The sequence below is a fragment of the Paenibacillus sp. J22P218 genome (assembly GCF_056269195.1).
Genome location: NZ_JBWDNL010000001.1, coordinates 817,546 through 843,427, shown reverse-complemented (window position 1 = coordinate 843,427; position 25,882 = coordinate 817,546). Strand labels below are relative to the sequence as shown.

Annotated in this window: 16 protein-coding genes; 3 read left to right on the top strand and 13 right to left on the bottom strand. The window is 48.6% G+C overall.

Annotation, left to right across the window (positions count from 1 at the left end; all coding sequences use genetic code 11):
* Positions 1–154 precede the first annotated feature (154 nt).
* The 4 genes from AC0YN0_RS03560 to AC0YN0_RS03545 form a co-directional block, all read right to left on the bottom strand.
* Entirely contained in the window at positions 155–1,471 is a 1,317-nt protein-coding gene (locus AC0YN0_RS03560; RefSeq protein WP_475820026.1) for an ABC transporter substrate-binding protein, read from the bottom strand.
* Positions 1,472–1,683: 212 nt separating this feature from the next.
* Positions 1,684–6,366, bottom strand: a complete 4,683-nt coding sequence (locus AC0YN0_RS03555; protein WP_475820025.1) for a glycoside hydrolase family 3 C-terminal domain-containing protein — start codon at positions 6,364–6,366, stop codon at positions 1,684–1,686.
* A gap of 377 nt (positions 6,367–6,743) precedes the next feature.
* Entirely contained in the window at positions 6,744–6,971 is a 228-nt protein-coding gene (locus AC0YN0_RS03550) for an SGNH/GDSL hydrolase family protein (protein ID WP_475820024.1), read from the bottom strand.
* A 240-nt stretch (positions 6,972–7,211) separates the two neighbouring features.
* Positions 7,212–9,914: a glycosyl hydrolase family 95 catalytic domain-containing protein gene (locus tag AC0YN0_RS03545; RefSeq protein ID WP_475820023.1), complete on the bottom strand. Its 2,703-nt coding sequence runs from the start codon at positions 9,912–9,914 to the stop codon at positions 7,212–7,214.
* Between the two features lie 134 nt (positions 9,915–10,048).
* On the opposite strand from AC0YN0_RS03545, the gene AC0YN0_RS03540 reads away from it, so the two are divergent.
* Positions 10,049–10,936 (top strand): AraC family transcriptional regulator, encoded by an 888-nt coding sequence (locus AC0YN0_RS03540; protein ID WP_475820022.1) that lies wholly within the window; start codon positions 10,049–10,051, stop codon positions 10,934–10,936.
* A 28-nt stretch (positions 10,937–10,964) separates the two neighbouring features.
* Here the strand turns inward: AC0YN0_RS03540 and AC0YN0_RS03535 are convergent, their stop codons facing one another.
* The gene (locus tag AC0YN0_RS03535) at positions 10,965–14,645 is read right to left on the bottom strand and encodes a glycosyl hydrolase (protein ID WP_475820021.1); all 3,681 of its coding nucleotides are present in this window, start codon (positions 14,643–14,645) and stop codon (positions 10,965–10,967) included.
* A gap of 170 nt (positions 14,646–14,815) precedes the next feature.
* Between AC0YN0_RS03535 and AC0YN0_RS03530 the strand changes: the two genes are divergently transcribed.
* Positions 14,816–15,628, top strand: a complete 813-nt coding sequence (locus AC0YN0_RS03530; protein ID WP_475820020.1) for an AraC family transcriptional regulator — start codon at positions 14,816–14,818, stop codon at positions 15,626–15,628.
* Here AC0YN0_RS03530 and AC0YN0_RS03525 read toward each other — a convergent pair.
* The 7 genes from AC0YN0_RS03525 to AC0YN0_RS03495 all read right to left on the bottom strand — a co-directional run bounded on the left by AC0YN0_RS03525 (position 15,622) and on the right by AC0YN0_RS03495 (position 23,531).
* Positions 15,622–16,374 (bottom strand): response regulator transcription factor, encoded by a 753-nt coding sequence (locus AC0YN0_RS03525; protein ID WP_475820019.1) that lies wholly within the window; start codon positions 16,372–16,374, stop codon positions 15,622–15,624. The two genes, AC0YN0_RS03530 and AC0YN0_RS03525, sit on opposite strands and share 7 nt — an antisense overlap.
* Complete coding sequence (locus AC0YN0_RS03520; RefSeq protein ID WP_475820018.1) at positions 16,349–18,112, bottom strand: sensor histidine kinase; 1,764 nt, start codon at positions 18,110–18,112, stop codon at positions 16,349–16,351. Before AC0YN0_RS03520 ends, AC0YN0_RS03525 begins: the two co-directional genes overlap by 26 nt.
* Positions 18,113–18,207: 95 nt before the next feature.
* Positions 18,208–19,779, bottom strand: coding sequence for an extracellular solute-binding protein (locus AC0YN0_RS03515; RefSeq protein WP_475820017.1), 1,572 nt, complete (start codon positions 19,777–19,779; stop codon positions 18,208–18,210).
* Positions 19,780–19,855: 76 nt separating this feature from the next.
* Positions 19,856–20,737 (bottom strand): carbohydrate ABC transporter permease, encoded by an 882-nt coding sequence (locus AC0YN0_RS03510; RefSeq protein WP_475820016.1) that lies wholly within the window; start codon positions 20,735–20,737, stop codon positions 19,856–19,858.
* Between the two features lie 33 nt (positions 20,738–20,770).
* On the bottom strand, positions 20,771–21,673 hold the full coding sequence (locus AC0YN0_RS03505) for an ABC transporter permease (protein WP_475820015.1): 903 nt from the start codon (positions 21,671–21,673) through the stop codon (positions 20,771–20,773).
* Positions 21,674–21,978: 305 nt separating this feature from the next.
* Complete coding sequence (locus AC0YN0_RS03500) at positions 21,979–23,019, bottom strand: NADH:flavin oxidoreductase (protein ID WP_475820014.1); 1,041 nt, start codon at positions 23,017–23,019, stop codon at positions 21,979–21,981.
* An 83-nt stretch (positions 23,020–23,102) separates the two neighbouring features.
* On the bottom strand, positions 23,103–23,531 hold the full coding sequence (locus AC0YN0_RS03495; protein WP_475820013.1) for a MarR family winged helix-turn-helix transcriptional regulator: 429 nt from the start codon (positions 23,529–23,531) through the stop codon (positions 23,103–23,105).
* A gap of 576 nt (positions 23,532–24,107) precedes the next feature.
* Here AC0YN0_RS03495 and AC0YN0_RS03490 point away from each other — a divergent pair.
* Positions 24,108–24,998: a hypothetical protein gene (locus AC0YN0_RS03490; protein WP_475820012.1), complete on the top strand. Its 891-nt coding sequence runs from the start codon at positions 24,108–24,110 to the stop codon at positions 24,996–24,998.
* Between the two features lie 134 nt (positions 24,999–25,132).
* Here AC0YN0_RS03490 and AC0YN0_RS03485 read toward each other — a convergent pair whose 3' ends face one another.
* Entirely contained in the window at positions 25,133–25,855 is a 723-nt protein-coding gene (locus tag AC0YN0_RS03485) for a hypothetical protein (protein WP_475820011.1), read from the bottom strand.
* Between the last annotated feature and the right edge of the window lie 27 nt (positions 25,856–25,882).

The following is a 25,882-nucleotide window of genomic DNA, read 5'->3' as shown; positions in this document are numbered from 1 at the left end:
TCCCCGCCTGCGAGAGAGAAGTTCTTCCGGCAGTACAGGGAATGAACCGGCCTATTGTCTAGAGCCGTATTTAACATCAGTATAGCAGAGGAGCCCGCGCCGCGGTTCGGCGCATTTATCAGGTCAACTCCGCATTTATCGGATTGTCCCCGAATTATTCGCTTTGCTCATCGATAGTCGTTTGCAAATCGCTCATATATTGCACGGCGGAATATTCGGGCCCCGCAATGAGCAATTGCGCGTTATCCCACGCGGTCCGTTGTTCGTTCGTCGTGAACAACGCTTCGAACCAAAGCGCCCCTTTCGTAACCGAATCCAGCTTTTGCTGAATCATCCGGTTAAGCGGCGTAGCATCGCCTGCCTCCGTTACGCGGAAACCCGTAATCATGCCCTTGCCGCTTGCATAGTCGCCATAGTTCTCGAATACGAATTTGATCCATTGTCCGACTTGCTCGTTATACGCTTCCTTAGAGAAAGAAGCCGTCAGTCCCGCATTGACCGGATATTCGCTCTTCTTTCCTTGGCCGCCCTGAACCAAAGGGATGCTGAAAAATCCGATTTGGTCCGCTCCGATATTATTCCGTTCCTCATTATCGAAGTCCCGAAGCGACCAGCTGCCGGAATAAAACATAGCGGCTTTTCCATTCAGAAACAAGTCCGTTGCTTGCTTGAAATCAACCTTGCTCGCTTCTTGCCCAAAGTAGCCTTTGAACGACATGCGCTTAATCTCCTCGGCCGCCTCGACAAATTCGGGAGAAGTAAGCTTAACTTGTCCCTGATCGACCCTCTGCATGGCATCCGGCCCTATCTTCCGAATAAGATAAGCATTAATCATCCGCGTGATCGGCCATTTCTCTTTCCCGGCAAGCGCGAACGGCTGGATGCCCGCTTCCAGAAAGCGGTCAGCCGCTTTCGTCATATCGGACCACGTTGTCGGCTCGGGAATATTCAGCTCGGCAAATAGCTTTTTATTATACCAAAATCCTTCTATATTCATTTCCAAAGGCAACGCATATAAGCCTTTCCCATCCACCAGCGCGGTCAACAAATCGACAGCCGATGGCAGCAGCATATTCCGAATGCCCAGCTCGTCAAACAGCTCGGACAGATCAAGCACCGCTCCGCTTTCAATGAATTGAAGCAGCGGCTTGCCCGAGGGATAGCTGAACATGACCGGAAGATCGTTGCTAGCGGCCAGCAATTGCAATTTAGAAGGGAGCTCGGTGCTGCCAAGCTCTTCGTATTCAAATGCAACATTACGTTGATCAGTCGCATACTTGGCCGTCAATTCCTCTATAATAGAGGTGGTTTGGGCATTCCCGCCTGAGGTTATGTAGGAAATAGGTATTTCATCCGGCTCAGGCTCTTGTGTACGGGTACTCTGAACCCCGCCGCATGAGGCAAGCAATGCGGGAAGTAACAGCATCACGACCCATTTGCCATAGCCAGAACACCCTTTTGTAGCTTTCATAGCTGCACGTCCGTTTCATTCAAAAAGTGAGAAAAACTCCTATCGGAGTAAATCGAGGATGAGCGACCGCGTTTAAGAGGAAGTTTTTATCGCCAATCTGAATGATCTTCTTTACGCTTTATCGCTGTAAAGCACTTAAACATTCTAATGTGGTAAAGAGACCCGCTGGCGGCTCCTTGTGCAAAGGTACCACCAAGCGGGTAGAAATTCAACTATTCTATTGAAAGGATGCTGTCGATGGCCGTGCGCGCACGAAGCGCCACTGCAGCCAGCTCTGCTCTAGTAAGTCCGTCGGACGGTAGCAGCTTGCCTGAAGCCGTTCCTTTCAGGATGCCGTATTTGACCATGACAGCCAAGGACATACGGTATTCTGACGTGATGGTCGAAGCATCTGCAAATGGTTTAAGCAGCTCGTTTGCTTCTTCAGCGGTCATCGTGACATCAAGGCCGGCGGTGCTTAATGCTTTAGTCAGAATGGCTGCCGTTTGTTCACGATTAATCGAAGAATCAGCCGAAGGCACTGCTGTCTCCGACAGTTGGAGAAGAGCCGCTTCTCTCAAGACGGCATCGTACCACTTCGTATCCTGCGCTTCTTTGGATGGAGTTACTCCGAGTACGTTAAGAGCAACCATCAACGTTTGATAGTAAGTTGTCAATGTTGTAGGCTGCATCCGATCAGCAGACACGCCGTTCAGCAGAAGTAAGCTGCTTGCTTGCTGGATCTCTTCGGCATACCACGCATCGGCCGGTACGTCGATGAACTGGCGTTCGACGTTAATCGGGACGTAAATGCCGTCCGAAAGCACGAGTGCCTGAATGGTTCTTGTACCGTCCGCGTTCGTTACGACGCGAGTTGGCACAGGTGTTAAGGTGCCGTCATCATTCAATCGAGCCAATACCGTGAATGCGGCAGGGCTGCCAGCAAGTTTCCCATGAGCGTACAGTCCTTTCTTGGAAATGACGCTTAATCTCACAGGTGTTCCAGCCACCGAGATTCCCGGTATTTTCAACTCATTCACAAGAGCAAGATCAGCCTCCGTCAATGCACTTACCTTAACGGATTCAGCTTCTGGCTCTTCCGGTTGTTCCGTTCCCGGCTCCGGCTCAGGATCAGGAGATGGCGTAACGGTGCCGGAACCGCTATTGCTTCCGACGGTCACCGTAACGATGTTGCTGCCCGTGGTGCTTCCTGCGAAAGCTTCTGAAAGAGCCGAAATTTGCAAGGTTGATTTGGCCTTTGCCGTGCCCGCAAGTTGAAGCTTCGCTACCGTTTGATCTTCGTTCAACGTGACAGTGGATAGAGTCAAGCCGCTGTCTCCGCCGTCGAAGCTCCAATTATCCGTATTGACCGCATCGAGACCGAATGGAGTCTGGTCCGCTTGTACGTTCAGGGATGGGTTTCGCTCAGAACCTTTAATTTTACCGGATACGCTAATGACGGCATCGGTCTGGAAGGATAAGCTGTCGATACGCAGATCCGGTGAACGGAATACAACGTATAGATCATGCGTCCCCGTAATCGCCGTATTGCTCAAATCAACCGTTACATCGGTATAACCCAGCTCGCTCACGGCTACACCCGCAGTTTCGATCGTGTAAGAAGTCGGACCCGTGTAACCTACCTCCAGGAAAGCGATCGGCGCGCTATACGGAGAATCCGCATGAAGCGTAATGAATCCGCCTTCCGAATCGCTTGCCACGCTAGCTGTTACCCGCTTCGCTCCCGTTAGATCCACTTTCGGGATTGCTGTCCAAGAGCCGTTTTGCTTGGATCTGACCGAATAATATTCGCCAACGACTTTCTTTTCCTTCAAACTGCTAGCCGTACGAGCCTTCGATACCTCATGATAAATGACTTCGTCCGAAGCGAAGGAATGGTCGAAGACGTTGAACTGCTCGTAAATATCGAGCTGCGCAAGCGGGGTTCCGACTATTTCAACCGAAGCTTCCAGACGGATATCGTCCGATGCAGATCCTGCCATGAATGAATAGGAGCCGCTCTCGACCTGGAAGTCGCCTTTATTGACGTCCCACACGGCAAAGTCTTTCGGATTCACGGTCAACTCGACCGTCTTCGATTCGCCGGCTTCCAGCTCGATTTTCTCATAAGATACGAGCTGCTTAACAGGCGCATACTCGCCATACGCAGCATCATTGTTGTTCGCGTAGAGCTGGACGACCTCGGAGGTGTCCACAGCACCCGCATTTTCTACGGTGACGGATACGGTGAACGGTTCGCTGCCGCTGACTGAAGAAGGAACGGCCAAGTTGCTATAGGTGAAATCACTGTAAGATAAACCGTAACCGAAGCTGTATGTGACCGGAGCGTCGGTATACATATACGTCAATTTGGATTCGATAGGATCGGCATTCGTCATATCAACCGTAAATCTAGGATCGGTATTGGCTTCGATCGTCTGGGTCGTATTGCCCTCCGGTATCGCGTAATGGTTAATCGACGGGAAAGCCGACATATCCGAGTACCATGTGGATGTCAGGCGGCCTGTTGGCGAATAATCGCCATAAAGCACTTGTGCAAGCGCCTGGGAATCGTATTGTCCTCCATACGGCTGGTACACGATTGCGGATACGTTCGGATTGTTCTGAATGTCTTCCATAACAACCGGGAAGCTGGATTTCACTACAACAACCGTTTTCTTGCCTTCTGCCGCGAACGCTGCCGAAACCTTCTCGACAAGCTCGTAATCGTCATTCCCCATATAGAGGGAGGAACGGTCGTTGCCCTCGCCGGCGCTGTGGCGAGGAATCGCGCCTACGAATACGATTGCATAATCGTCCGTTGCCGCTCTGGCAGCTGCTTCTTCGCCAACATCCTTGACGACCGTCTGCTCGAACTTCACATCATCGCCTCGGCTTGCTGCAACCGTCGCGTTCGTAAGCGTCGTCGCTGCCGTCTTCAGCGTGTTGTCCTCCGCGGTGCGGATGAATCGGCCGTTCGTATAATACCAGTTCGAGAAATCGCCGCTGAATCCGGTACGATAGCCGTTGGACACGATCGAGACGGTGTCATCTCCGTTCGTTTCCATTCGAAGCCTTGCAGGTATGGTGCTCGTGCTTCCAAGCATCTCGGCCAAATTCCAGTCATTGTTCGTAAGGTTCAGCTGCGTTGCGTCGGTATTTCCGACGACCGCATTGGCGGCGGACGGCGAGGTAACCCATTTGCCGTTAAGCAGAGACTGCAAGCTTACGCCTTCCTGACCCCAATCGTACACTCTGAACAAATGTGCGTTGTTCTCAACATCCAACGGATCTTCTGTCGTGATTAGCCCTGCGCCAGCTTCTCCGCCGTAGGTGCTCGCCGTAACGGTCTGACCGTTAAGGATCGATTGAAGCGCTATTAATTTGCCGCCTTCATCATAGCTAACGTTGTCGCTTCCATTCTGCTTAATAATGGCAAGCAGCGGCGAATCGCCGGAGTTTGGAATGCTAGGTGTCGTCCCTACGGAATAAACAGTCTTGAACCTTGCATCCGCATAAGGTCCGGATACTGCAGCTTTCTGTTCCTTTGCCAGAGGCAGAACTCCATCGTTCTTAAGCAATACGATGCTTTCCTGTGCTGCACGAAGCGCAACGTCTTGATGCTCTTGCAGCGCATAAGTAGCCGGCGCTTCCGTACGCACGTCCTTGGCATCTTGTGCGAACGGGTAATATTTCGGGATACCGTTCTCGTCCGTTTCGTTGAAAATGCCGATGCGGACCATCTGATTAACGTGCGGGCGAGCCGCTTCGATCAAATCCTCGGCAGTGACGTCATATTTCCCTTGCTCGACAGCGCTTACGACTGCGAGCACGTCGGCTAGCGCGTCATTTGCGTTCGGGGATGGGCGTCCCGCATTCGCTTCGGCCAAAATCATAAGCAAATTCGCAAGCGTGCGATCTTGCGCATACTTCGTGTCATAGCCGTTACCCATCGTGTTAGCCCCGAACACGAGCGAGTCTCCGTTGAAATCGGGAGAGCTGTACACACCGTACTTGGAGAAATTGTTCGCGTGAAGCTGGATAGGCGAGAATATGTTCGGTATGCCGTTCGTGCGGCCGAACGATGTCATAACTCCCGCTACCGATCCGCTTTCAAAGGCTTGCAGCGGAGCGCGAGTCTGATACTCGTAAATGGCTCTTGCTCCCGCGCTGTTACTTGCCGACTGTCGGAACCATTGCGCGTTATATACGGAGTAATGCTTCGTGCCTACGGCAGCCCGCATCCAAAATCCGTCTTCGCTTACATCCTGATCCGTACCGCTGAGGCCCGCCGCCATTTCGTCAATCATCGTGCCTGCGAGATATGCGTCCTCCGCGAACCCTTCGTCAAACCGGCCGCTGAGCGGGTTAATTCTTAGATCGCTTACGACCGTGAAAGCGACGGAAGCCGAAGACTCGCTTCCGCCATGGATATTCGAAACGCCTTGCTTAACCTTCAGCTGGCTGATTTTCTCGGCGCCGATGACTTGTCCGATATCGGCAAGCAGCTCTTTATTCCAGGTTTGCCCCATCCCTACCAATGCCGGAAAATCAGTCGATATGCCTTGTACGTTATCAGCGGCTGATAGTGCCCCCGGAATCTTATGACCCGCGTTCTCTCCCTGCTGCAATGTATAATGATTACGGGATCCAGTCGCATAGACGGCTGGACCTTCTAACCCCGTGTACTGAAAGTAAGCGTCTACAAATGCATCCAAATGCTCGGGCACTCCGTCAAAGAGCGGCATACCATCAAAAACGCCGCCCACTTGCGTCTTGAAGGCAACTAGGTCCTCCTCAGCCGCGTTGACGACTCCTGTTGGCATGGTTCCTGTTAGCAGTCCAATCGAGAGCGAACATGCAAGAACAACCGGCATTGCTTTCTTGCTCCAAGTCCGATAACCGAATACCTTCATAACCGATCAACCTTCCCCTCTTGTACTTAAGTGACTACTTGACCACACGCCTCGGTTTACTGCTCAAAACGCACCTCCTCTTTTTCCGATAGCGCTTTCATACCATATTTTACTTGTCACTTTGAAATAGAAATAGCGAGCTATTTCTCGGGTTGTTACCGCATTTTTTTGATAGCCTATTAGAGACGTCGATTAAAGATTGGTCACTTCAAACACTTGCTACAGTTACTTTTGCCTGTATTTCATGCAGGCTAATTGGTCCAAAGCGCCTAAGAAGGGACGAAATTTTCTCATTCTTGGCTTTTGATTGTATGAAATCCATTCAAAAAAGCCCACACCCCTGAACAAGAGGCATGGACTTCACAACATAAACGCTGTTAGAAAATCAGTTTAAGAACAATAGGGCTAAGCGTTTCCGCTATATGGAAATAACCTAAATCAGAAGGATGGATGCCATCCGTGGTGCATTCCTGATAGTCCGCGCCTAACAAATCTGCACCATCGAAGAAGTGGAGATTCGCATCCCCTTCCTGCTGCAATCGTTCAACGATTTCCAATTTGAAGCTGCTTGCGTTCTTCGCGAACGCGAAGCCTGTTATCGTCAAACCCCCTTCTTGTTGGAGTGCCTGTAACGATTGCGTTTGCGATAACCTAACTGTAGATAAATAAGCCCTAGATGTATATTATGAAAATTGCAATTTACTTGGAAAAATGACTATCTTGCATAGCAATGGACTCCGATTCATGCCGTTCTATTCGATAATCGTTCTTAACAAATATATCCCCGTTAAAACAAACAACCCGACTGCGTTTGCAGCCGGGTTGCTTCTATATAAGGAGAGGCTCTAAATAAATTCAACTGATACGTCTTTTCCTTTACTTAACGTTAGCCTAACATATTTGCTCGTTTCCCCTTCATGCACCCGAGTTTCCTCTCCCTCAACGATGACTCTCGTCCAAGGAACGCCTGCGCTTAAGTGGATGGTATTATCGTCAACTCTTGAATGCAATGTAGCTTTGGCAGTTCCGGTCGATAGATCCCAAGATAGCTGTTTCACCTCTACTTGAGTTCTTGCCATAAGTCCATCCATAGATCCCGATTGCCAATCAGAAGGCAAAGCCGGAAGCAGCTCGATTTCACCCGTGTTCGAAAATAGCAACGTCTCGTTTATTGAAGCAACGACGCCAAATGACGTATCGGTGCAATAGCAATGATTTCTGCGATTCGTATCATGGTCTGTCATTAAAGACGGGTAATAACCGGCATCCGTCATCATGGGCAGCAGCGAAGAAAGTACGCCTTCGCCTTGTTTGAGCCGTGCGCTAACTAGCGCCTTGTGCATCCATCCGTGCCCCGCCGTCGCGTCCTTCGTATTGTACTTGTCTCTGTTCTCAAGTGCGATCTTCGCTGCTGTAGAGAGAGCTTTATTGTTTTGCGTTTCATAAGCAGGCCAAGCAACGTACAGATGGCTCAGATGGCGGTGGTTATTATTTTCCGTGTATTCACTCATAGCCCATTCACGCAAAGCGCCGTCCACATCATATTTATATTCAGGCAACAGATTTAAGAGCGCTTCCCATTTGGCAACAGCGGCTTCATAGCCTTCGCGCTTGACGGCTTTTTCCATCGTTATAACCATTAACAGACCATCTCGCGCAGCCGAAATGTCCATGGTAGCATTAGCCGTAATCGTGCTGTTATAGCCAATCGGATTATTTTCCGGCGAATAGGTCGGGATAATCATATACTTCTCTCCTGGATTTAACGTTTCTTTGCCGCTTTGATGGCAAGCATTGCCGTTCATATCCGTGTAATATTCCGGCGTACAAATCTGTTCCCAGAAGTTAGCCTGCTTCGTCAGGAGAGGAAGCAAAATATCTTTCTCCAATTCCAGATATCCCTCTCGCAATAGCTCAGCGAACTCCTCATCGGAAAGTCCCCCGTCATGGACGCTGAGCAGCGGCTGCAACTCATGGATTCTCATCGCGTCAACAATCGCGATTTGCTTATTGCCGTAGCATTGCCAGTATTCGTAGATCGGCAGCAGACACCAGCTTGCCCCGGCATTCCAATACTCAAACGGATAATCGTTGTCGTATTCCACATGCATGCCTCGGTCGCCGTCAGAGTTGACGGATACCTGTAGCGTATCATGCATCCCGTAAGCCATGCGGGCATTGTATGCAAAGTCCGGCACGTTTCGCAGGAAAAATGCGATATATCCTAACTGCGCCTGCGTCAGATGCCCCGTATTCATGGCCGCAACTTGTAAATTCACATTTGCGTCCAGGGTGTAGATGCCGCGCCAACCCGGATTCCATTCGCCGGTCCACATGCCGTACAAGCGAGGCGCGCTTGAGCCGCCGCAGCATATCATCGCATACCTCCCCTGGTTGTAAACCTGCTCCATAAAGGCATGGTTGATTCTCGATACCGTTGCTTGTTGGTTATGAATCAACGTTAGATTATCCGCCTGCTTGTCCATCCCATCGCCAGCTAACGAGAAACGGACGGCATTGAATTCAGCAGCATGCTGCTCAGTATGGGGAGCAAGGGCACCGTAATAATCAAAACAGCCTTGAACATCACTATACTTCTGCGCGACGGTATTCGTATGCCGGAACAACTGCTCTACGAGAGCGTATTCCGTCTGTCCGGCAAAATCTTCGATACTGCCCATCTCATAAGTTCGATTTGATTGCGTAATGAGATACACGGTATCGGCATCTATAATTTGAATCGCCGGATTCTGATCGCTGCCAACGTTCATTGCTTCATTCGTTTCTTCGAGCAGTATTCTTTTCTTCGTACCGTTTACCACAAGTACTTGCGTTAATCCCGCATATCCTGCATGCCGAAGCTCGCTGCCCTCATAGGACGGGTAATGCGCGACCTGTGCAATATATTCAGCCTTCGGATCTACCAGCTTCTTATACTGAAGTGCCGTTACCTCAGAGGTGCCGTTTCGGGCACGGCTCATATTCGAAATATCATCAATGGAGATCGTCATATTGATTTTGGTACCGTTGGCAGATTGTTCGATCTTGGTAATGGAAACATTGTCTGCTCTGGAAGTGAAAGAGGTTCTCGTCCACCTGCCGAACTCATCGGTGTAACGCACGCCCGTCTCCGCCGTCTCATAATTCGTCCACCGCTCATAGCCGGATACGCTTCCTCTATTGGTTGCATTCAACCTAAGCTGATGCCCGGGATGATAGCTGTAGAAGAACGTTCTGATTCGCGTCGAACCGTTCTCGTCCTTAATCTTCCATTGATCGTTTAGGTTAAACACATTCCGTCTCGCATCACCAAGCTGCTCCGTTAATTCATCAGGAATGAATCTCGGATCTCTCGACGGATAGTTGAACCACATATACTGAAAGATGAAGCTGTCCGAATATGGCGAACCTGACGTAATATAACCGTTCTCGCCGTTGCCGCTGACCATGCCGTCCCGCCAAGCGTATCCGGGGTTGGACACCGGCACCTCGGTATATGTGCAAGTATAATTTCCTTTTTTGAACAAACGCGCAGTCGAAGTTGTCATCGTCTTATTTCCCCGCTTCCCTAAGCTCCTAGCATTTCGTTATAATTATATCGATACAAGCATGAAAACGTTATTGATAGAGATGACCAAAGGCATCCTCGTGGTGTCGCATTTTGGCAGAGGAGAACAAGGATATGAACCTCCCCCCCATTAACATCGGCAATATGGATATTAAGCTTGCTCTCGGCGGATTTGCACTCAATGTCTTGTATGTGAAGTTCGGCTATTTCCATAGCTCGATGCGCGAACACAGTCATAGCCACGGCAGCTATGAGCTTCATTACATCCCTAGCGGTCAAGGTATACTGGTGGCAGATGGGGAGCGTTATCCCCTAATGCCTGGAACGTTGTTTATGACCGGACCTGATGTCGCGCATGAGCAGATTCCGGATCAGAGCGATCCTATGGCTGAATACTGTGTCTTCTTCGAGGTTCTCTCTGGTGATTCCCAGCTAACTGCAAATAAAAACAGCACCCATAAGGATAATCTCCTGTCGGAATTGCTGGTCAACACGCCGTTCTGGATCGGTCCGGACAACGAAAATATGATGCCACTGTTCCAGATGCTTGCAGACGAGCTGTCTTCGAAGCGCCTCGGCTTTCATCACATGGCAACGAATATATTAGAAATGATCGTTACCCGAATGGTTAGGCAGTATACGGAGCGCCGCTCCTCTCTCATGGACGTTCCGGTGAAAACGTTGGATGACAGCAGACTGCTTACCATCGAGAACTGCTTCTTATATGAGTACTCTTCCATTACGCTAAAGCAGCTTGCGGACAAGCTGGGTCTGAGCACCCGCCAGACAGAGAGGACCGTACAAAAGCAATACGGCGTTTCCTTTATGGATAAAAAACAGCAATCCCGAATGAGCGCTGCAGTCCAGCTTCTTGCAGAAACCGACTTGTCTATTAGTACCATTGCTGCAAGGATCGGATTTGCAACCTTGGAACAATTCAGTCATTCTTTCAAACAATATTATGGAATGACGGCTACCCAATACAGGTCACTAAAAAAATAACATGGTTTCATGCAAGTCGCATTCGATGTTATAACTGTCCAAGGATGTCCAGTCTGACCGGACCCAGCAGCCCCGAGGTCAGATCGCCCCGATAACGAGTCGGAATCGTCACATAATGATTGGCGAGCGTGTTGTACACCAGCACTTCCAGCGTGTTGACGCCTGGATGAAGCCACGGGGCAATATTCGCGGTCCATGGCGCCTGTACAATTGTTCGGACATGCTGACCGTTCACGCGGATTTCGGCGGTTGATGACACGGCCCCTAGATCGAGCATGGCCATGTTGTCCTGAAGTTCATCGCCAGTCGGCCATTCGATATCACGGCGATATGCCGCTCCGCCGGAGTAACAGGTTAGGCCGTCGATTGCCGACCAATCGCCAAGCTCCATGAATCCCGCTCCGCACTGTAATCGTATGGGCTCAGGCAGCGCCGCCCCTCCATAAAGTGGTTTATCGTACGTGATGCGAACGGCCACGAGACTAACCCTGTTTTCTTTCACTGTGGATGACGCTCGGAACGAGTAGCAGCCGCCCACTTGGGCGGGATCACGGTCAACCGCCCATTCCTTCCCGTTCACCCACACGCGAATATACCCATGCGCGGAGACAATCTGCATCGCTTCAAGCCCGGGAGGAGCCGTGAAGCGATGCCAGCCTGCAGCCGGCTTGCTTGCGCCGGGATAAGCGTCATAAGCCAAGACAGCCGGGTTGTTATGCCAGGACATAGCAAGCGGCAGCGACTGGCTCCAATCTCCGGGAGTATCCGTACGCTCGAATACGACATGCCCGCGACCGGCGCGACCATAACGAAGCAGCACCGTATTTACGCCTTCCTTAACCTTGAGCTGCTCCCGCTCTCCTTCAATCAACTCGCCGTTCAGCCATATCTTCTCCGGAGTAACGCCACCGGTTCGCATTCTCACGCCCGTTCTGCCGTCACCATCAAACGATGTCCACAAGTAAGTAAGGCTCCCTTCTTCTATTTCATACCTTGTGCCCGTTAAGTCAAATTCTGAATGGCCAATTGCGATAAAATGATCCGTTATCTCGCCTTTCAGTCCATGGTAGCCCTGATGACCCGGGTCTCCTTCTATGCCGTACCTCGTCGAATACGCATATGAATCCCATTCGTAAACCTTGCCGCTCGCCTCAACCAAATGTCCTCGGGGTGGTGTCGTCATTTGAACGAATCTGCATTCTAATTCATCACAACAAGCAGCAACAGGAAGCGGTCCCAATTGCCGCATAAAAGGTCCGTACCCGCAGGTCGCCTTCTCCCAGGAGGAATCGTCGAATTCAGGATGATGTCTCTCATTCTCATGTGGCGATCCACTATCCAGCTCATACGCGAACCGGAACTGGCGTGCTTCCGCTCCGATAACCCCTTCCTCGGGCGGCTGTCGGAAATCTCCGAACCGATTGTCCATCGTCGGCCTTAGTTCGAACGCCCATTTTCCGTCCAAGCTCAGCGATTGCAGCACTGCGCGGGACCGTATTCCCCCCTGCTCCGAATGCATTCTCTCAGAAGCTTGAACCCGCTTCTCGTCAGCGAACACAATCAATTGGATTTCCGTCCTGCCCAGCGGCAGCTTGATATACGTGCCCTCAGCCGTAACCCGTTCCGCTTGAAGGCTAGAAGCCGATCCATCCCACGGATTCCACAGCTCGATTGCGCCATGACAACGGAAGAAGCATTCGGTCCCACTCGATCCTCCATATACGGCATATATATCCCGAAAGCCGATTCTGCGATGCATCACATAAGGCATAGGCGACTCATCCTCTTCAATGAGACAAGCAAAATCACGCGGGAAAGCCTGGCTAATGGCCTCCTCTGCTTCCTCGTATGAATGCAACGTATAGGCGGCCCCTCCTGACCGGCTCATCTGAGTTCGGCTTCCCCCTTGGTCAGCAGCCTCTGCTGCCGACCAGCCGAACAAGGCTCGTACAATACCGTCTAACGTCGGGTCAATTGCACCGATTCGATCACTTGCCTCCGGCAGCCGGTCGAGCGCGATAACAACGCCGCCTGCTTCGTGAAACAACTGAGCCTTCTTAAGCGTCGAATAACGCAAAGCGCGCATGGAAGGCAAAATTAAGACGCGATAGGCTTCACCTGCCACATGGAACTTGCGCTCCTCCATTGTTGCCCTCTCTAGCGACTGAAAATCGATAAAATCAAAATCAATGCCTCTTTTATACAAATACTCGCCCATTTCGAAGGCTGACTTCACCGACGCTTCCCCGTCAAGTCCCGCTTCCATAGCCGCAACGGGATAAACAATGGCAACGTCGCAGGCATGAACCCCTTGGCTGAGCAAATAGCTGAGCCGCTCCGTGCATGCCATGAACGTCTTCATATGCTCCCAATATGGCATGCGGAAATGATTGCAAGGAGGCGCCCATTCCCACCATCCGCCGAATGTCGTGTAATACAAACCGTGCAGAGTCAGCAAATTGTGTCCGGTAACGAAATTGCGAAACACCGCATCCGCTACATCCGCCGTCGTCGTGCCCCAGCCGGTGCCGTAAAATCCTTCCAGCCAAGTCCGAGGACGCTCATACAGATGGGCAATCGAGCTAGCTACTTTATTTTTAATCAGGTCGCTTTGGAAGTCGGGCTGGTCGCAGCCCGGTCCTTGATTCCAGCGCTGCGTGCGGAAATAATCGCCGAATTCGGTGATGTCCTTCCCTCTGCCGCCGTGATCGCAGCCGTAAATCATGCCGCGTTCCTGATGCCACTCGAATACCGGAATGAAATAATGCTCCTCGGATAATGCAACCATGACATCCCCGTAATCCAGTCGGATCTTAGACGTTCGCGGGCCAATATCGATGAACAAGGCCGATAGCTCCTGCACGATGTCGTAGCCTTTGCGATTAATAAAGGCTTCCCTGAAGCACTTGTTCCAAAGCAGCCCCCGGATGCCGAAATCCAGCTCGTCCGAGAAAAAGAATCCCAGCTTGGCGCCGCTTATCCCGGACAGCCGCTCCTCGAACCGTCCAAAAAAATGCTGAATGACCATAACCCCGCTGTCCGGGTGCATCGGATCGATGGATCGCGGCTTGGGCTCTTCATAAACGATGGATAGATGCCATTTACCCTCCGGCTTCTCCCACAGCAGCTTTCCACCCTTGATAAAGGACATGAGATTCATCAATCTCTTCGGCGACCCGCCGTTATCATCCTCCAACAATGCAGAGGCTGAGATCAAGCCAGCGGGAAGCTCCCTCTCGATCCATTCGCTCTGCCCCTCTGCTATCCAATCCAGGTGCGCAAGGTTCGATCCGGCAATATCCGGTCTTTGCGCCCGAATCTCATCCGTATACCACCCCTGTCCAGGAGCGCATAACGTATAGTCGCTCAGGCTGACCGCGATGCCGTATGTACCGGCCTTCGCCGCAAACCAGGCAAACAGTTCCCACCATGCTTCAGAAAATAACGGAGGGTCGCTCGCATACGTCAATCCCCAGGCGTCTCCGCCTTCGTCGCTATGCGCATAGTTGATCTGCAATCCCGTTATATGATGTTCCTTTAACCGCTCCAGCTGCCAGGTCAACCTTTCCTTGGTAAGCGGTTCGCCGACCCACCAATAGAACGCAACCTCACCGTAACCTGCCGGCGGGGCAACGAAACCCGGATACACATCAAGCTCTTGATTTCGGCTAGGAAACCCTGCTAACGCAACGTCCTCTTCGTTATGCATGCGATACACCCCTTCATAAATCGAACTAAGTGATGATAAGCTCCATCGATTCGATCATATCGGAAAGTAGCGCTTTCGAAGAGAGGAAGACGTAACCTTTATGTGTATAAAACTAACCTGCTTTTGTACTCATAATATGATAATATCTATAGAAAGAGGAGGCGTACGGCGTGAATCAATTGCGGCTTAAGAAGTATTTCGAGGATCTTCAGGTGAACGTGACAATGGCCGGACATGTCCGTGTGCCTTCCCATTGGAAGCATCACAATCACATCACGGCGAATAACTGCCTTTATTATTTTTTGGAAGGGGAGGGGACGCTTCAAATTCGCAATTCGTCCTTCAGTCCCCGGGCTGGCGACTTGTTCGTGCTGCCTGCAGGCGCTCTTATTTCTTATTCCACGTCTCCAGACAATCCGTATCGCCAAATGTTTTGTCACTTCGACGCGACCGTTGGGCAAATCCCGCTCTTTCAACTCATAGATACGCCACTACATATCTCTCTAAGCGATCAATTACAAGCAGAAACACTGTTCGGAAGGCTTATCGAGCGTTTTCATAGCGGTAACCCCTTCGCTGGACTTGCAGTGAAAGCGGCCATATTCGAGCTGCTGCAATTTATTTGGGAGCAGGAGCCGCAAAAACCGTCAGCAGCCGTCTCACCGGCCGCTGAGCGTTGGAATGAAATCTTGAGCTATATTGACAAACACGCCGACGGCCCACTGACGATCGACCAAATTGCGGACAACTTCAATTACAGTCCAAACTATTTTTTTCGTTATTTCAAATCAGCGTTTGGCATCAGCCCGCACCAGTATATTATCCAAAAACGCATGGAGAAGGCTAAGCAGCTCCTGCTGACTACCGATTGGACAACAGCCCGCATTGCGGGCGAGCTTGGCATGGAACGTTCCCATTTCTCTCGCTTGTTCCTAGCCTCTACGGATATGACGCCGCGTCAGTTCAGGAGCCTCCATCAATAACAAACGGATTTCCTATACTCTCCAGGAGTAACGCCTACTGTATTCCGAAAAACCTTATAGAACGTGCGGCTGTTGTCGTAACCGACGCATTTGGCGATTTTGTCCAGCGGCATATCTTTGGTGCCCTCGAGCAGTTGCTTCGCTTTCTTAATTCGTACTTGATTCAAATATTTGACAAAGGTGTCGCCCGTTTCTCTTTTGAACATTTGTCCGACATAGCTTGGATGAAGGTTTAGGTTTGCGGCTATATCAGGCAAGGAAATATCCTTCATATAATTGGTTTCAATAAAGGCCTTCATGAGCGAAATATTCTCGTTTTGCGTAGAAGCCACTAATGTATTCAACGATAATGGCTCCGTTATGTGCTGTTTTTCCTCCAGCAGCGCCAAGGCGATTCGCTTCAGCAGCTCTGCGAGCTCCTGCTGATTGACGGGCTTGAGCATATAATCCAAGACCTGCAGTTGAACCGCTTTGCGGGCATATTCGAAGACATCGTGTCCGGTTAGAATGATGAACCGTTTCACCTTCTTCTGCTGAGCCTGTTTAATGAACTCGAGACCATTAATCCCCGGCATATGGATATCCGTAATGATAAGGTCGGGGTGAAAATAGTCGATTTTCTCCAATGCTTCTATCCCATCGTTAGCCAATATGATTTTGCCGAACGGCGTGTTTTCTTCCTCGATCATATCGCGAATGCCCTCTAGTATTATGGGTTCGTCATCCACGATCATCAGCCTCAACATGCTTGATCTCCCCCGTTTGCAAAATAAGAGTAAACGTAGTCCCCTGTCCATCCCCGCTTGTAACAAGCATCTTCGATTCCTTACCGAAATACGCCTTCACGCGTTCTGTTACATTGCCGAGGCCAATGCCCGTTCCTGACGATAAAGCGAGATCTGCTATACCGCCATGAAGTCTTACTCGCAGATTCGAAAGCTTCGGTTCTGGAATACCCGCTCCGTTATCCGTAACATGGATTTCAATAGCATCTTGTGCTCTCTTGAAATGGATAGCAATCCTCTTCGTCCCCCGTATGTTCGACAGTCCGTGAATCATGCTATTCTCTACCAGCGGCTGCAATATAAATCTCGGACAACGAACCTTGAGCAGCTCATCATCCGTTTCAAGCTCGAACAGAAGATCCCTCATCCGAATCTGATGAATGGCGATATAGGCCTTGACATGCTCCAGCTCCTCCTGAAGCGTCGTATCATCCGATTGCGATAAACTATAGCGAAGGAGATTGCCTAAGGAATATGCCATCTCAGCTACCGTATAATCCTTGTTCGACCTTGCAAGCATTCGCATTGTCTCCAGCGTGTTGTACAAAAAATGAGGTTGGATTTGAGCTTGCAGCATTTTGAAATCCGCATCCTTCTTCAGCAGCTCAACCTTTTGCACGTGATTGACGAGTTCATCGATGCGCCCGATCATGGCGTTGTAATTGGATAGGAGGAAGCCGATCTCATCCTTGCCCAGCTTTCCCGCATACGGGGTTCCAATATCATCCAAGCCGACTTTACGCATATGGCGGGACAGAAGCAAAATACGCTTTGTAAGCGATGACAATAAAACGTAATAAAATACCGAAAGCAAACCAAGCAGGACAATTCCAGCTCCTGCGAGCCAAAGCTTCGTCCATAAAAATTGGAACAAGGCGTCTTGTTTGTTTACTTCAACAACGGTTAAACCGAGGCGCGGCACTTGTACGGAATTAACCATCAGTCTCTCTCCGTCAACAAGGAACGTATTGTCCTCTCTGCTCAGCACGGATGATTTGATCCTCGCAAGCAGCCCGGTACGGATGACCGTTTCCCTACTCGAGCTGAAGACAGTGCCCTCCGAATCCATCAGCAGAATCGTATTTTGCGGATGAATGGTGCTAAGCGCTTTCATAAACTCCTCTAGTAAAGCCGATTTCACCTTGATTTCAACAATGCCAAGCTCGCTGGTATATGTTTCACTATAAAGCTTGTGATAGTACACCAAGGAAGGTTCCGACCCGGCGTCGATTGATTTCTTCCACAACCCTTTCGCCGGAAGCAACTTCCTCTTCTCCTCGCTGCTCAGCTTGCTCCCTATCTCCGAATAGTCCGCGAATTCCGGGAATGACAACAGCCTTTTCTGCGTTTTCGGGTACACGACAAGCTGCTCGACCATCGGCTCGCCAAGAGACGCGAATGCAAATGCGGGACTGATCTCCTTTAAATACGAGTAAATCAGATCTCTGTCATACACGTAATCCCCCCGCAAGAAGTCAAGCAAGGCGGTATTGTTTTGGTAGATGGAATACAAAGATTCGATCTTAGACAGACTGGCCTCCAAATTAGCGCCCTGCTGTTCGATATTTTGCTGATTGGTCAGTTGATACTGCGTAATCAATCGCCCATAGAGCTGGTTATAGACAAACGCCGAAAAAATAAGGAACGGGAGAACAATAAGAAAAATATAGCCAACGACCATTTTTGTGCTAATACGCATAGTATCAGATCTCCTCGATTAACGGAAAGCAAGCGAGCTCATACGGAAAGCCGCCCTTACGGGCTAACCTTCCATATGAGCTTATAAGCAGCCTCTTATTTCGTCAAGCTATCATACTTTTCCTTTAAAGGTCCGTATTGCTCGCTTGCCCAAGCCTCCAGCTTCGACATTCCGATCTTCTCGGCTTTCTCTATCATATCTTCGTACGCTTGCAAAGCTTCGGCTTCCGTTGGCGCCAAATACACCTTCGTAACCTCCGTTTTCACCATATTATCAATATTGGTTCGAATAATCTGTTCAGGAGAATCCGTATCCGGATTAATCATGCCGATTGCTGGATTAAAGGTTGTTATTTTGGAATAGGCTTCCCCTTGACGAGTTGTTTCCGAACCTTTCTTATAAGAGCTTAATGCCATGCCAACTCCCGTCTCAGTTGGTACTCCCCACCAGTATACGCCTTTTTGTTTTAGTGTCTCTAGATCTTGGACATTGTAGTTAAACTCAGGATATCCTTCTTCATTCCATGTCCAATCTTTCCCTTCAATTCCCCATTCCGCCGTACGCCAGCCCTCTTCCGAATACAAATATTCAAGGAACTTCACTGTCGCTTCTACATTTTTGTTATCCTTCGACACATACATGCCAAGTCCTCCGGTTCCGGTATTAACAACCGAGGCATCAGCTCCGAGAGGCTCGGCGAGCTGGATGAATTCTAAGCCTGAGTCTTTACTGGAAGCATTGAGGCGATCCGCGCCAGAGTAGGTCCACGTGTAAGCAAAGCCTTTGCCGGAAACCATCATTTGCTCAGTCTCCGATTCATTCTTATAGGCAAAATTTTCCGATGTAACATAACCGTTGCGGTATAAGCTGTTCATATACAGAATCGATTTACGAGTGGCATCTTGTCTGAGATAATATTCAATCTTTCCGTCTTTATCTGCAAATCCGCCTACTGCTCCATATTGCGTATCAAAGTAAGGACGTTGCCAGTTCGGATTAAGAATAAGCGGCGTCATGTCCGGATATTTCTCCTTTACGGCTGCAAATGCCTTATCCAAATCTTCAATCGTGTTAATTGTCGGATTGCCGATTCCCTCCAAAATATCTTTGCGAAGCGTTAGCCCCGGTACCATCATATGGGCATATGGACTCGCTTTCCACTCTGATTCAGAAGAGAAATCATTTCTAATGGCATAATAATTTCCATCGCTCACCGTATTGACGAGCTCCTTGACCGGGTCAAACTTCACGCTTGGGGCATATTTCGGAAAAATTTCATTGTAAGGAAGGCTGATGTTGCCATCCGACATGAGCTTGAAGTTGAAGGAAACAACGATATCGGGCAAATCTCCCGATGCGACCATCAGGGCAAGCTGTTTGTCATCCGTAGCTACCGTAATTTTCGGCTTAACGCCTGTCGCTTTCGTAATCGCCTCTGGTATTTCACCCTTCCAATCCTGGAACGGATACCATGTTGCATCGACGAACATCGTCAGCTCGACCGGTTCCTCTGTCCCGTTATTGGCGGAAGCTTCTCCTTCCGTTTTACCATTGTTCGTGTTCGCCGATCCGTTATTGCCGCTGTTGTTGCTGCAAGCCGATAGTGCTCCTCCTACCAATAATAATGCTGCGAACATGACAATAATCAGTTTATAGCTCTTATTCATTCCCATACCCCCGTCTATAATAGTCTTATTTTAAGGCCGCAAGTCCGATTATGAAAGAGGCGGCCGAAAAACCGCATTAACCTTTGACTGAACCTAACATCATGCCGGATACAAAATACTTCTGTAAAAACGGATAGACACCGAGAATAGGAACGATTGATACGACCATTGCTGTCGCTTGGACAGAGAAAGGCGTAACGCTGGAACGCGACATCGCTGCCGCTTGCGCATCTCCCGACGGGACCATGGATTGGTTAATAACTTGCATCATCCGGTAGGTCAGCGTACGAAGGCCCTCGTCCTGTACGAAGTAAGCCGAATCCAGCCATGCATTCCATTGACCGGAGCCGATGAACAAACTCATCGTGGCAAGTAGCGGCATCGAGACCGGAAGAATAATTTTGGCAAAAATACGCACCTCGGAGGCTCCGTCGATTCTTGCCGACTCCCCCAGCTCCTCGGGAATGTCAGTAAAGAAAGAGATCGCGATCAATAGGAAAAATAAATTCAGCATACCCGGGATAACATAAACGCCGAATGTATTGATGAGCCCAAGGCTCTTCAGCACGATGTAGAAAGCAATAATGCCGCCGGAGAAATTCATTGCTACTACAACAATCGTAAAGTAGCTCTTGCGGAAAATGAGATCCCTCTTCGCAAGGCCATATGCAACAAGCCCGGTGAACAAGACGCCTAGAACGGTGCCCACGATGGTCCTTAGCAGCGATATGCCGAAGGCGCTTATCCACTTCGGATCCTCGAGAAAATAGAGATAGTTGCCAAATGTGAACTGCCTAGGCCACAAGTACATACCTCCGGCCGCGGTGTCGGTGCCGGCATTAAAGGTAATCAACAAAATATAGTAAAACGGATATAGCGTTCCGAAGACAACAACGACGAGGATAATCGTAATGATCGTGTCTAGTATCCGATCCTCTAGCGTTTTTCTTCTGCGCATGATGAATTCACCACTCTCTTGTTACTTATTGAATCAGAACAATCCGTTGCCCGACACGCGTTTGGCTATAGCGTTGCTGCTGAATATCAGGATCACGGAAATAACCGATTGCATAAGATCGATTGCCGTAGCGAACGAGAATCTTCCTTGGGCCAGACCGATCGTGAAGGCATAGGTTTGAATGATTTGCGACTTCTCGCTGTTAATCGTATTCCCAAGCAGCATCGATTGCTCGAAGTTTGATCCGACTAATCCTCCGCCAAGCATGCTGCCGATCGTTAGGATTAAGACAACGATGCTTGCCCCCTTCAAACCAGGCAGCGTAATGTGAATAATTCGCTTAAGACGACCCGCGCCATCCATCTCGGCTGCCTCGTATAGCGATGGATCAATGCCGGCAAGCGCTGCAAGGAATATAATCGTCCACCAGCCCGCTTCCTTCCATATGGCTGTCGAAACTGCTAGTCCCCAGAAAGCATCTGGATCGGTTAGGATGGCGAGCGGCTCCTTGATCAGATGAAGCGACAGCAGAAAATCGTTGACGATGCCGAAGCTTGACGAGAAGAAAGCAAACGATATGCCGGTAACGACAACCCATGAGATGAAATGAGGCAAATAGCTGACCGTTTGTACGAACCGTTTCACGAATACATGCCTGACTTCGCTTAAGATGATGGCGAACAGGATTGGAATCGGATACGAAAAAATAATCTTCAACAGGCTGAGCACCAAGGTATTGCGAACCAGCATCGGAAAGTTATAGTCGTTGATGAGCTCCTTAAAGTGTGACAAGCCTGCCCAGGAACTGCTGAATATCCCGTCGATGCCGGTTGATATTTTATAATTTTTGAAGGCGATGATAATTCCGAACATCGGAATATAACTGAACACGAGCAGGAACAACAATCCAATCCATACGAATATTTGGAAGGGCAACTGTCTTTTGAACTGCTTTAGAAATAAAGTTTTCTGAATGGGATTCGCCTCTCCTTTCGGTCTGTTTCGTGCTAGCTAGCTGCGCTGCGACCTCTTGTTTCTCATTATAAAAGCGCATACATTTCATGAAAACGGTTCATTTCGCATAAAATGATGTCCTTTTTCAAGGTGGAGCATACGGCAAAAGAAAAAAGAACCAATCATTGAGGTAATCAATGATTGGTTCTTTTTCGAGCAAATAACGAAGGTGCCATTCCTTCAAAAGGACGGCACCCTCGTTATATATGACGAGTATTCGTATGGAATCAATATAAGGTTTGGAGCGATTGAGGCGTGAAGGGAATGAGTTCCTCCAGCTTGCCTTCTCTAATCTTACTTACCCAAGCCGGATCCGAAAGCAGCGCCCGGCCGATGGCGACTAGATCGAACTCCTGATTCTCCAGCTTCGGTATTAAACTATCCAAGCTTGCGATCCCCGAGCCGCTTCCTTTAGTGAAGAAGGTCGACACGTCCCCTTCCAAGCCGACGGAGCCCACCGTGATGGTCGGTTTGCCTGTCAACTGCTTCACCCAGCCCGCGAAGTTCAGCTCGGAACCTTCGAATTCCGGTTCCCAGAAGCGTCGCGTCGAACAATGGAATATATCCACGCCTGCGTCCACCAATGGTTCGAGAAATTGCTTTAACTCCTCCACTGTATTTACGAGCTTAGCCGAGTAATCAGAACCCTTCCATTGAGAGATACGCAGGATGATTGGGAAATCGGGGCCAACGGCTTCGCGGCAAGCTTTTACGACTTCCGCGGCAAAGGTCGTACGCGCGATGAAACTGTTTCCGTAGCGGTCCGTCCTCTGGTTCGTTTTCTCCCAGAAAAATTGATCGATTAAATAACCGTGCGCGCCGTGCAGCTCGATGCCGTCAAACCCTAGACGTTTGGCTTCAGCAGCTGCTTTTGCGAATTCCTGCACGATACGGCCGATTTCTTCTTCAGTGTACTCATTCACGTTGCCGCGAGCGCCCATATGCCAAATTTGAGGAACGATCTTGCCTCCCGCATCGTGTACTTCGGACACGACATTCGACCAGCCTTTCAAAGCTTCTTCCCCGTAGAAGAACGGGACATCCTTCTGGTTGCTCGAATCGGCATGGTTAATGACCGTGCCCTCCGTTATGATTAGCCCGACACCGTTCTCTGCCCTGCGACGATAATAAGCCGCGACATCCTGCCCGGGAACGCCGTTAGGCGATTTTTGGCGCGTCATTGGCGCCATTACCGTTCGGTTGGACAAGGATAGCTGCCCTATAGAAAAAGGACGGAATAGGGATTGCACCGTTTGCGTGTTAGTCATGGTTACCCTCCATTAAATCTTATTTTTAAAAGCATGCGCATGCATATAAATTACCGAAATAAAAGAATTCTGTCAAGTTGCTCTTATTTCAACAGTTTTTGAATAAGAATTTCCAGCTCGGTCAAGATGCCATCGCGTTTAAGCTCTGCATTCAAAACCTGATTAACCGTTTCAAGCGCTTGTTGGTACTTATGTTCGCCCGACTCCGTAATACGGGTATAGATGCCGCGTCGATCATCGGCGCATGAGTGCCGTTCCAGTGCCCCGACATTGGACGCTCCCATGCGATCTACAAGGCGAGACGTTGCGCTTTGGCTTAACCCCACCAGTTCTTGGAGCTGTTGCAATCGCAGTTCTTTGCACGGCGAGCTGGATACGAATTTAAGTACGCAAAATTCCTTTAAGGAAATATCATATTGCTTGAGCAGCGCTTGTTCCAACTTATCGTTGACGCTGGAATGGATCTGGGATACAGCCAGCCATAGATCCAGACGTTCGTTGTTGTTTTGCAAGATTCAACCACCCCGAGAATAAATGTTGTTAACGTCGTCTTATTGTATCAAGCTTATCGGGAATGGTCAAAATCTCGAGTCATGCATGATCTTCAGAATTTTCTTTTGAGCAGAAATTAAAGGGCTTCTAAGATTATATCTACTTTCATCAGGCAATATAGCCCCTCCAGACCGCTACCTCTAAACCAGCATTCACAGCGCAACCTTCAAACAGGGTCTGTGGTTCACTCTTTATTATCTTCTATTATATACCTCGCCAAGAACCCATCGAGGGTCTCTGCTATTGTACTGTTTTTATCGGACCATTTAGCTCGTTCCTAACCAATAGCAATGCAGCTGCAGGAGAATGTTAGACCACTCATGGTTGCTCTTGTTCACATTATAAAGTAGGACGAGGGCACAAAGACGGTGCAATTGTTTAACAGAAAACATCTGAAAAATAGCAAAACCCTTAATCATACTTATATATTTGGTAAAATTAAAGACTGTTTTCCTGTTAATAGTTTAGATATACTGTTTTTATGTTTGTAATAGTATGTAATTAAATTTGAGGATGACAGAAGAGGAGATGTTTTTTTGAAAAGAAAGAGTTATTTATTATCCTTACTATTGGTACTTGCAATTATCGTTTCGTTTTTCACTTTTAATACCAATACCGAAGCGGCTGCAGTTGGCTCAATACTGTTAGAACCAGAAGCCGGTTGGCAAAGGATCGACGATACTGATTCAAATATTAGTTACATTGGTGGAGGTTGGACTCAATTAAAGAGAACGGCATATTGGGGAGACTCTCGTCATAATTCCTCCAAAAACTCAAAAACGGATACGATAAGAATTAATTTCGTTGGCACGAAAATTCGTATTATCAGTTCCGCGTTTCCAAATTATTCAAATAATATTGAAATAACAATTGATGGTGTAACAGAGACGCTTTCGCAGACGGCTACTAAAGATCAGAATATTACATTGGTCTATGAAAAAACGGGTCTTGCTCAAGGGACTCATTATGTTGAGATGAAAAAGAAAACTAGTGGAACGTATACTTACGACATGATTCTTGACGCAATCGACATTGATGCTACTGGTACACTTGTTGATCCAACATTAGAACCAACACCGACACCATCACCAGTGCCAACACCAGAACCAACAGAAACAACTGGGCCAGAAACACCAGTCCCAACTTCAACTCCAGAACCATCTGAAACACCAGTTCCAAATGATTCCGGTAGGGCAATATTAGTTATTACAATGATTAATGAGGTTGTAAAAGAATATGATTTATCAATAACAGAGGTTAATGAGTTCATTGATTGGTATGATTTGAAGGATGCAGGAACAGGTTCAGCAAAGTATGCTTTTAATAAAACATGGAATCAAGGTCCATTTGAAAAGCGTACTGAGTATGTGATCTTTGATAAGATCCTGACATTTGAAGTTAATGAATATGAAGTCGTAGATCAATAGTAATATGATAAACGCTCGTCGACCTTAAGGTCGGTGGGCGTTTTTTGTTTTGGTTAAAACCCGAAAATTAGTTTGTCATGAAATTATAAAGCCCGCCGACCGTAAGGTTAGCGAGCACAATTCAATCGTTTGCGTTATTCAGCTTTTTCAGTTAGTTCAAGACCTACTGCATTTTTTGCCTGGAAAAGTTTATTTACACCACTAAGGATAAATGTTTCCGACAACTCAATAGTATCCTTGTACTTTTGCATAGTGCTCGGTTTCTGTTCATCAAGATATTCCAATACATATTTCAGTGCTTTTTCTTTTTCGTAGTATGCCGTCGATAATTGAGTTCTAGATTCTTGTAACAGTTCTTTCACATCTTTCGGCAGTTCTTTATCGATTGGCAACTTGTTTAGGGCAAGACTAGCGTAATTGGCTGCTTCCTTTGCGGAGTTTGCAGCGGAATATACATCATTTATGCTTGCTTGACCATTTCCTAATGCCTCCATCCACTGAGTGTAAGAATCGAAATGTGGTTTAATTTCCTCTTCATAAGCATACATTTGTTTCTCGAATTCTAATACAGCATCTTTGTGTTTCTCCATCTCTTCAACATTCGGCTTTTCTGCATTTGCTGCAGTGACTTTCACATCATCGTCCTTTTTTTCATCTGCTGCGACTTCCGTCTCAGATACTGGAGCAGTTGTCGGTTGTTCCGCACCGCCATTTATTATATTGGAGATAAGACCTAATCCGATGATAGCTGCCCATATTACTCCAAAAGCTTTCCCGGCACCTTTTAATTTCTTCCATGATACAAATATCATGATGAAGGGTACAAAAATCCAACCTAACACTTTTAAAAATCCCACTTTTCAACTCTCCCATTCATTATATAT

What these genes read in the sequence shown, in the direction of transcription:
- AC0YN0_RS03560 (WP_475820026.1), bottom strand. Translation starts at nt 1,471, where the DNA reads ATGAAAGCTACAAAAGGGTGTTCTGGCTATGGCAAATGGGTCGTGATG.
- AC0YN0_RS03555 (WP_475820025.1), bottom strand. Translation starts at nt 6,366, where the DNA reads ATGAAGGTATTCGGTTATCGGACTTGGAGCAAGAAAGCAATGCCGGTT.
- AC0YN0_RS03545 (WP_475820023.1), bottom strand. Translation starts at nt 9,914, where the DNA reads ATGACAACTTCGACTGCGCGTTTGTTCAAAAAAGGAAATTATACTTGC.
- AC0YN0_RS03540 (WP_475820022.1), top strand. Translation starts at nt 10,049, where the DNA reads ATGAACCTCCCCCCCATTAACATCGGCAATATGGATATTAAGCTTGCT.
- AC0YN0_RS03535 (WP_475820021.1), bottom strand. Translation starts at nt 14,645, where the DNA reads ATGCATAACGAAGAGGACGTTGCGTTAGCAGGGTTTCCTAGCCGAAAT.
- AC0YN0_RS03525 (WP_475820019.1), bottom strand. Translation starts at nt 16,374, where the DNA reads ATGTTGAGGCTGATGATCGTGGATGACGAACCCATAATACTAGAGGGC.
- AC0YN0_RS03520 (WP_475820018.1), bottom strand. Translation starts at nt 18,112, where the DNA reads ATGCGTATTAGCACAAAAATGGTCGTTGGCTATATTTTTCTTATTGTT.
- AC0YN0_RS03515 (WP_475820017.1), bottom strand. Translation starts at nt 19,779, where the DNA reads ATGAATAAGAGCTATAAACTGATTATTGTCATGTTCGCAGCATTATTA.
- AC0YN0_RS03510 (WP_475820016.1), bottom strand. Translation starts at nt 20,737, where the DNA reads ATGCGCAGAAGAAAAACGCTAGAGGATCGGATACTAGACACGATCATT.
- AC0YN0_RS03500 (WP_475820014.1), bottom strand. Translation starts at nt 23,019, where the DNA reads ATGACTAACACGCAAACGGTGCAATCCCTATTCCGTCCTTTTTCTATA.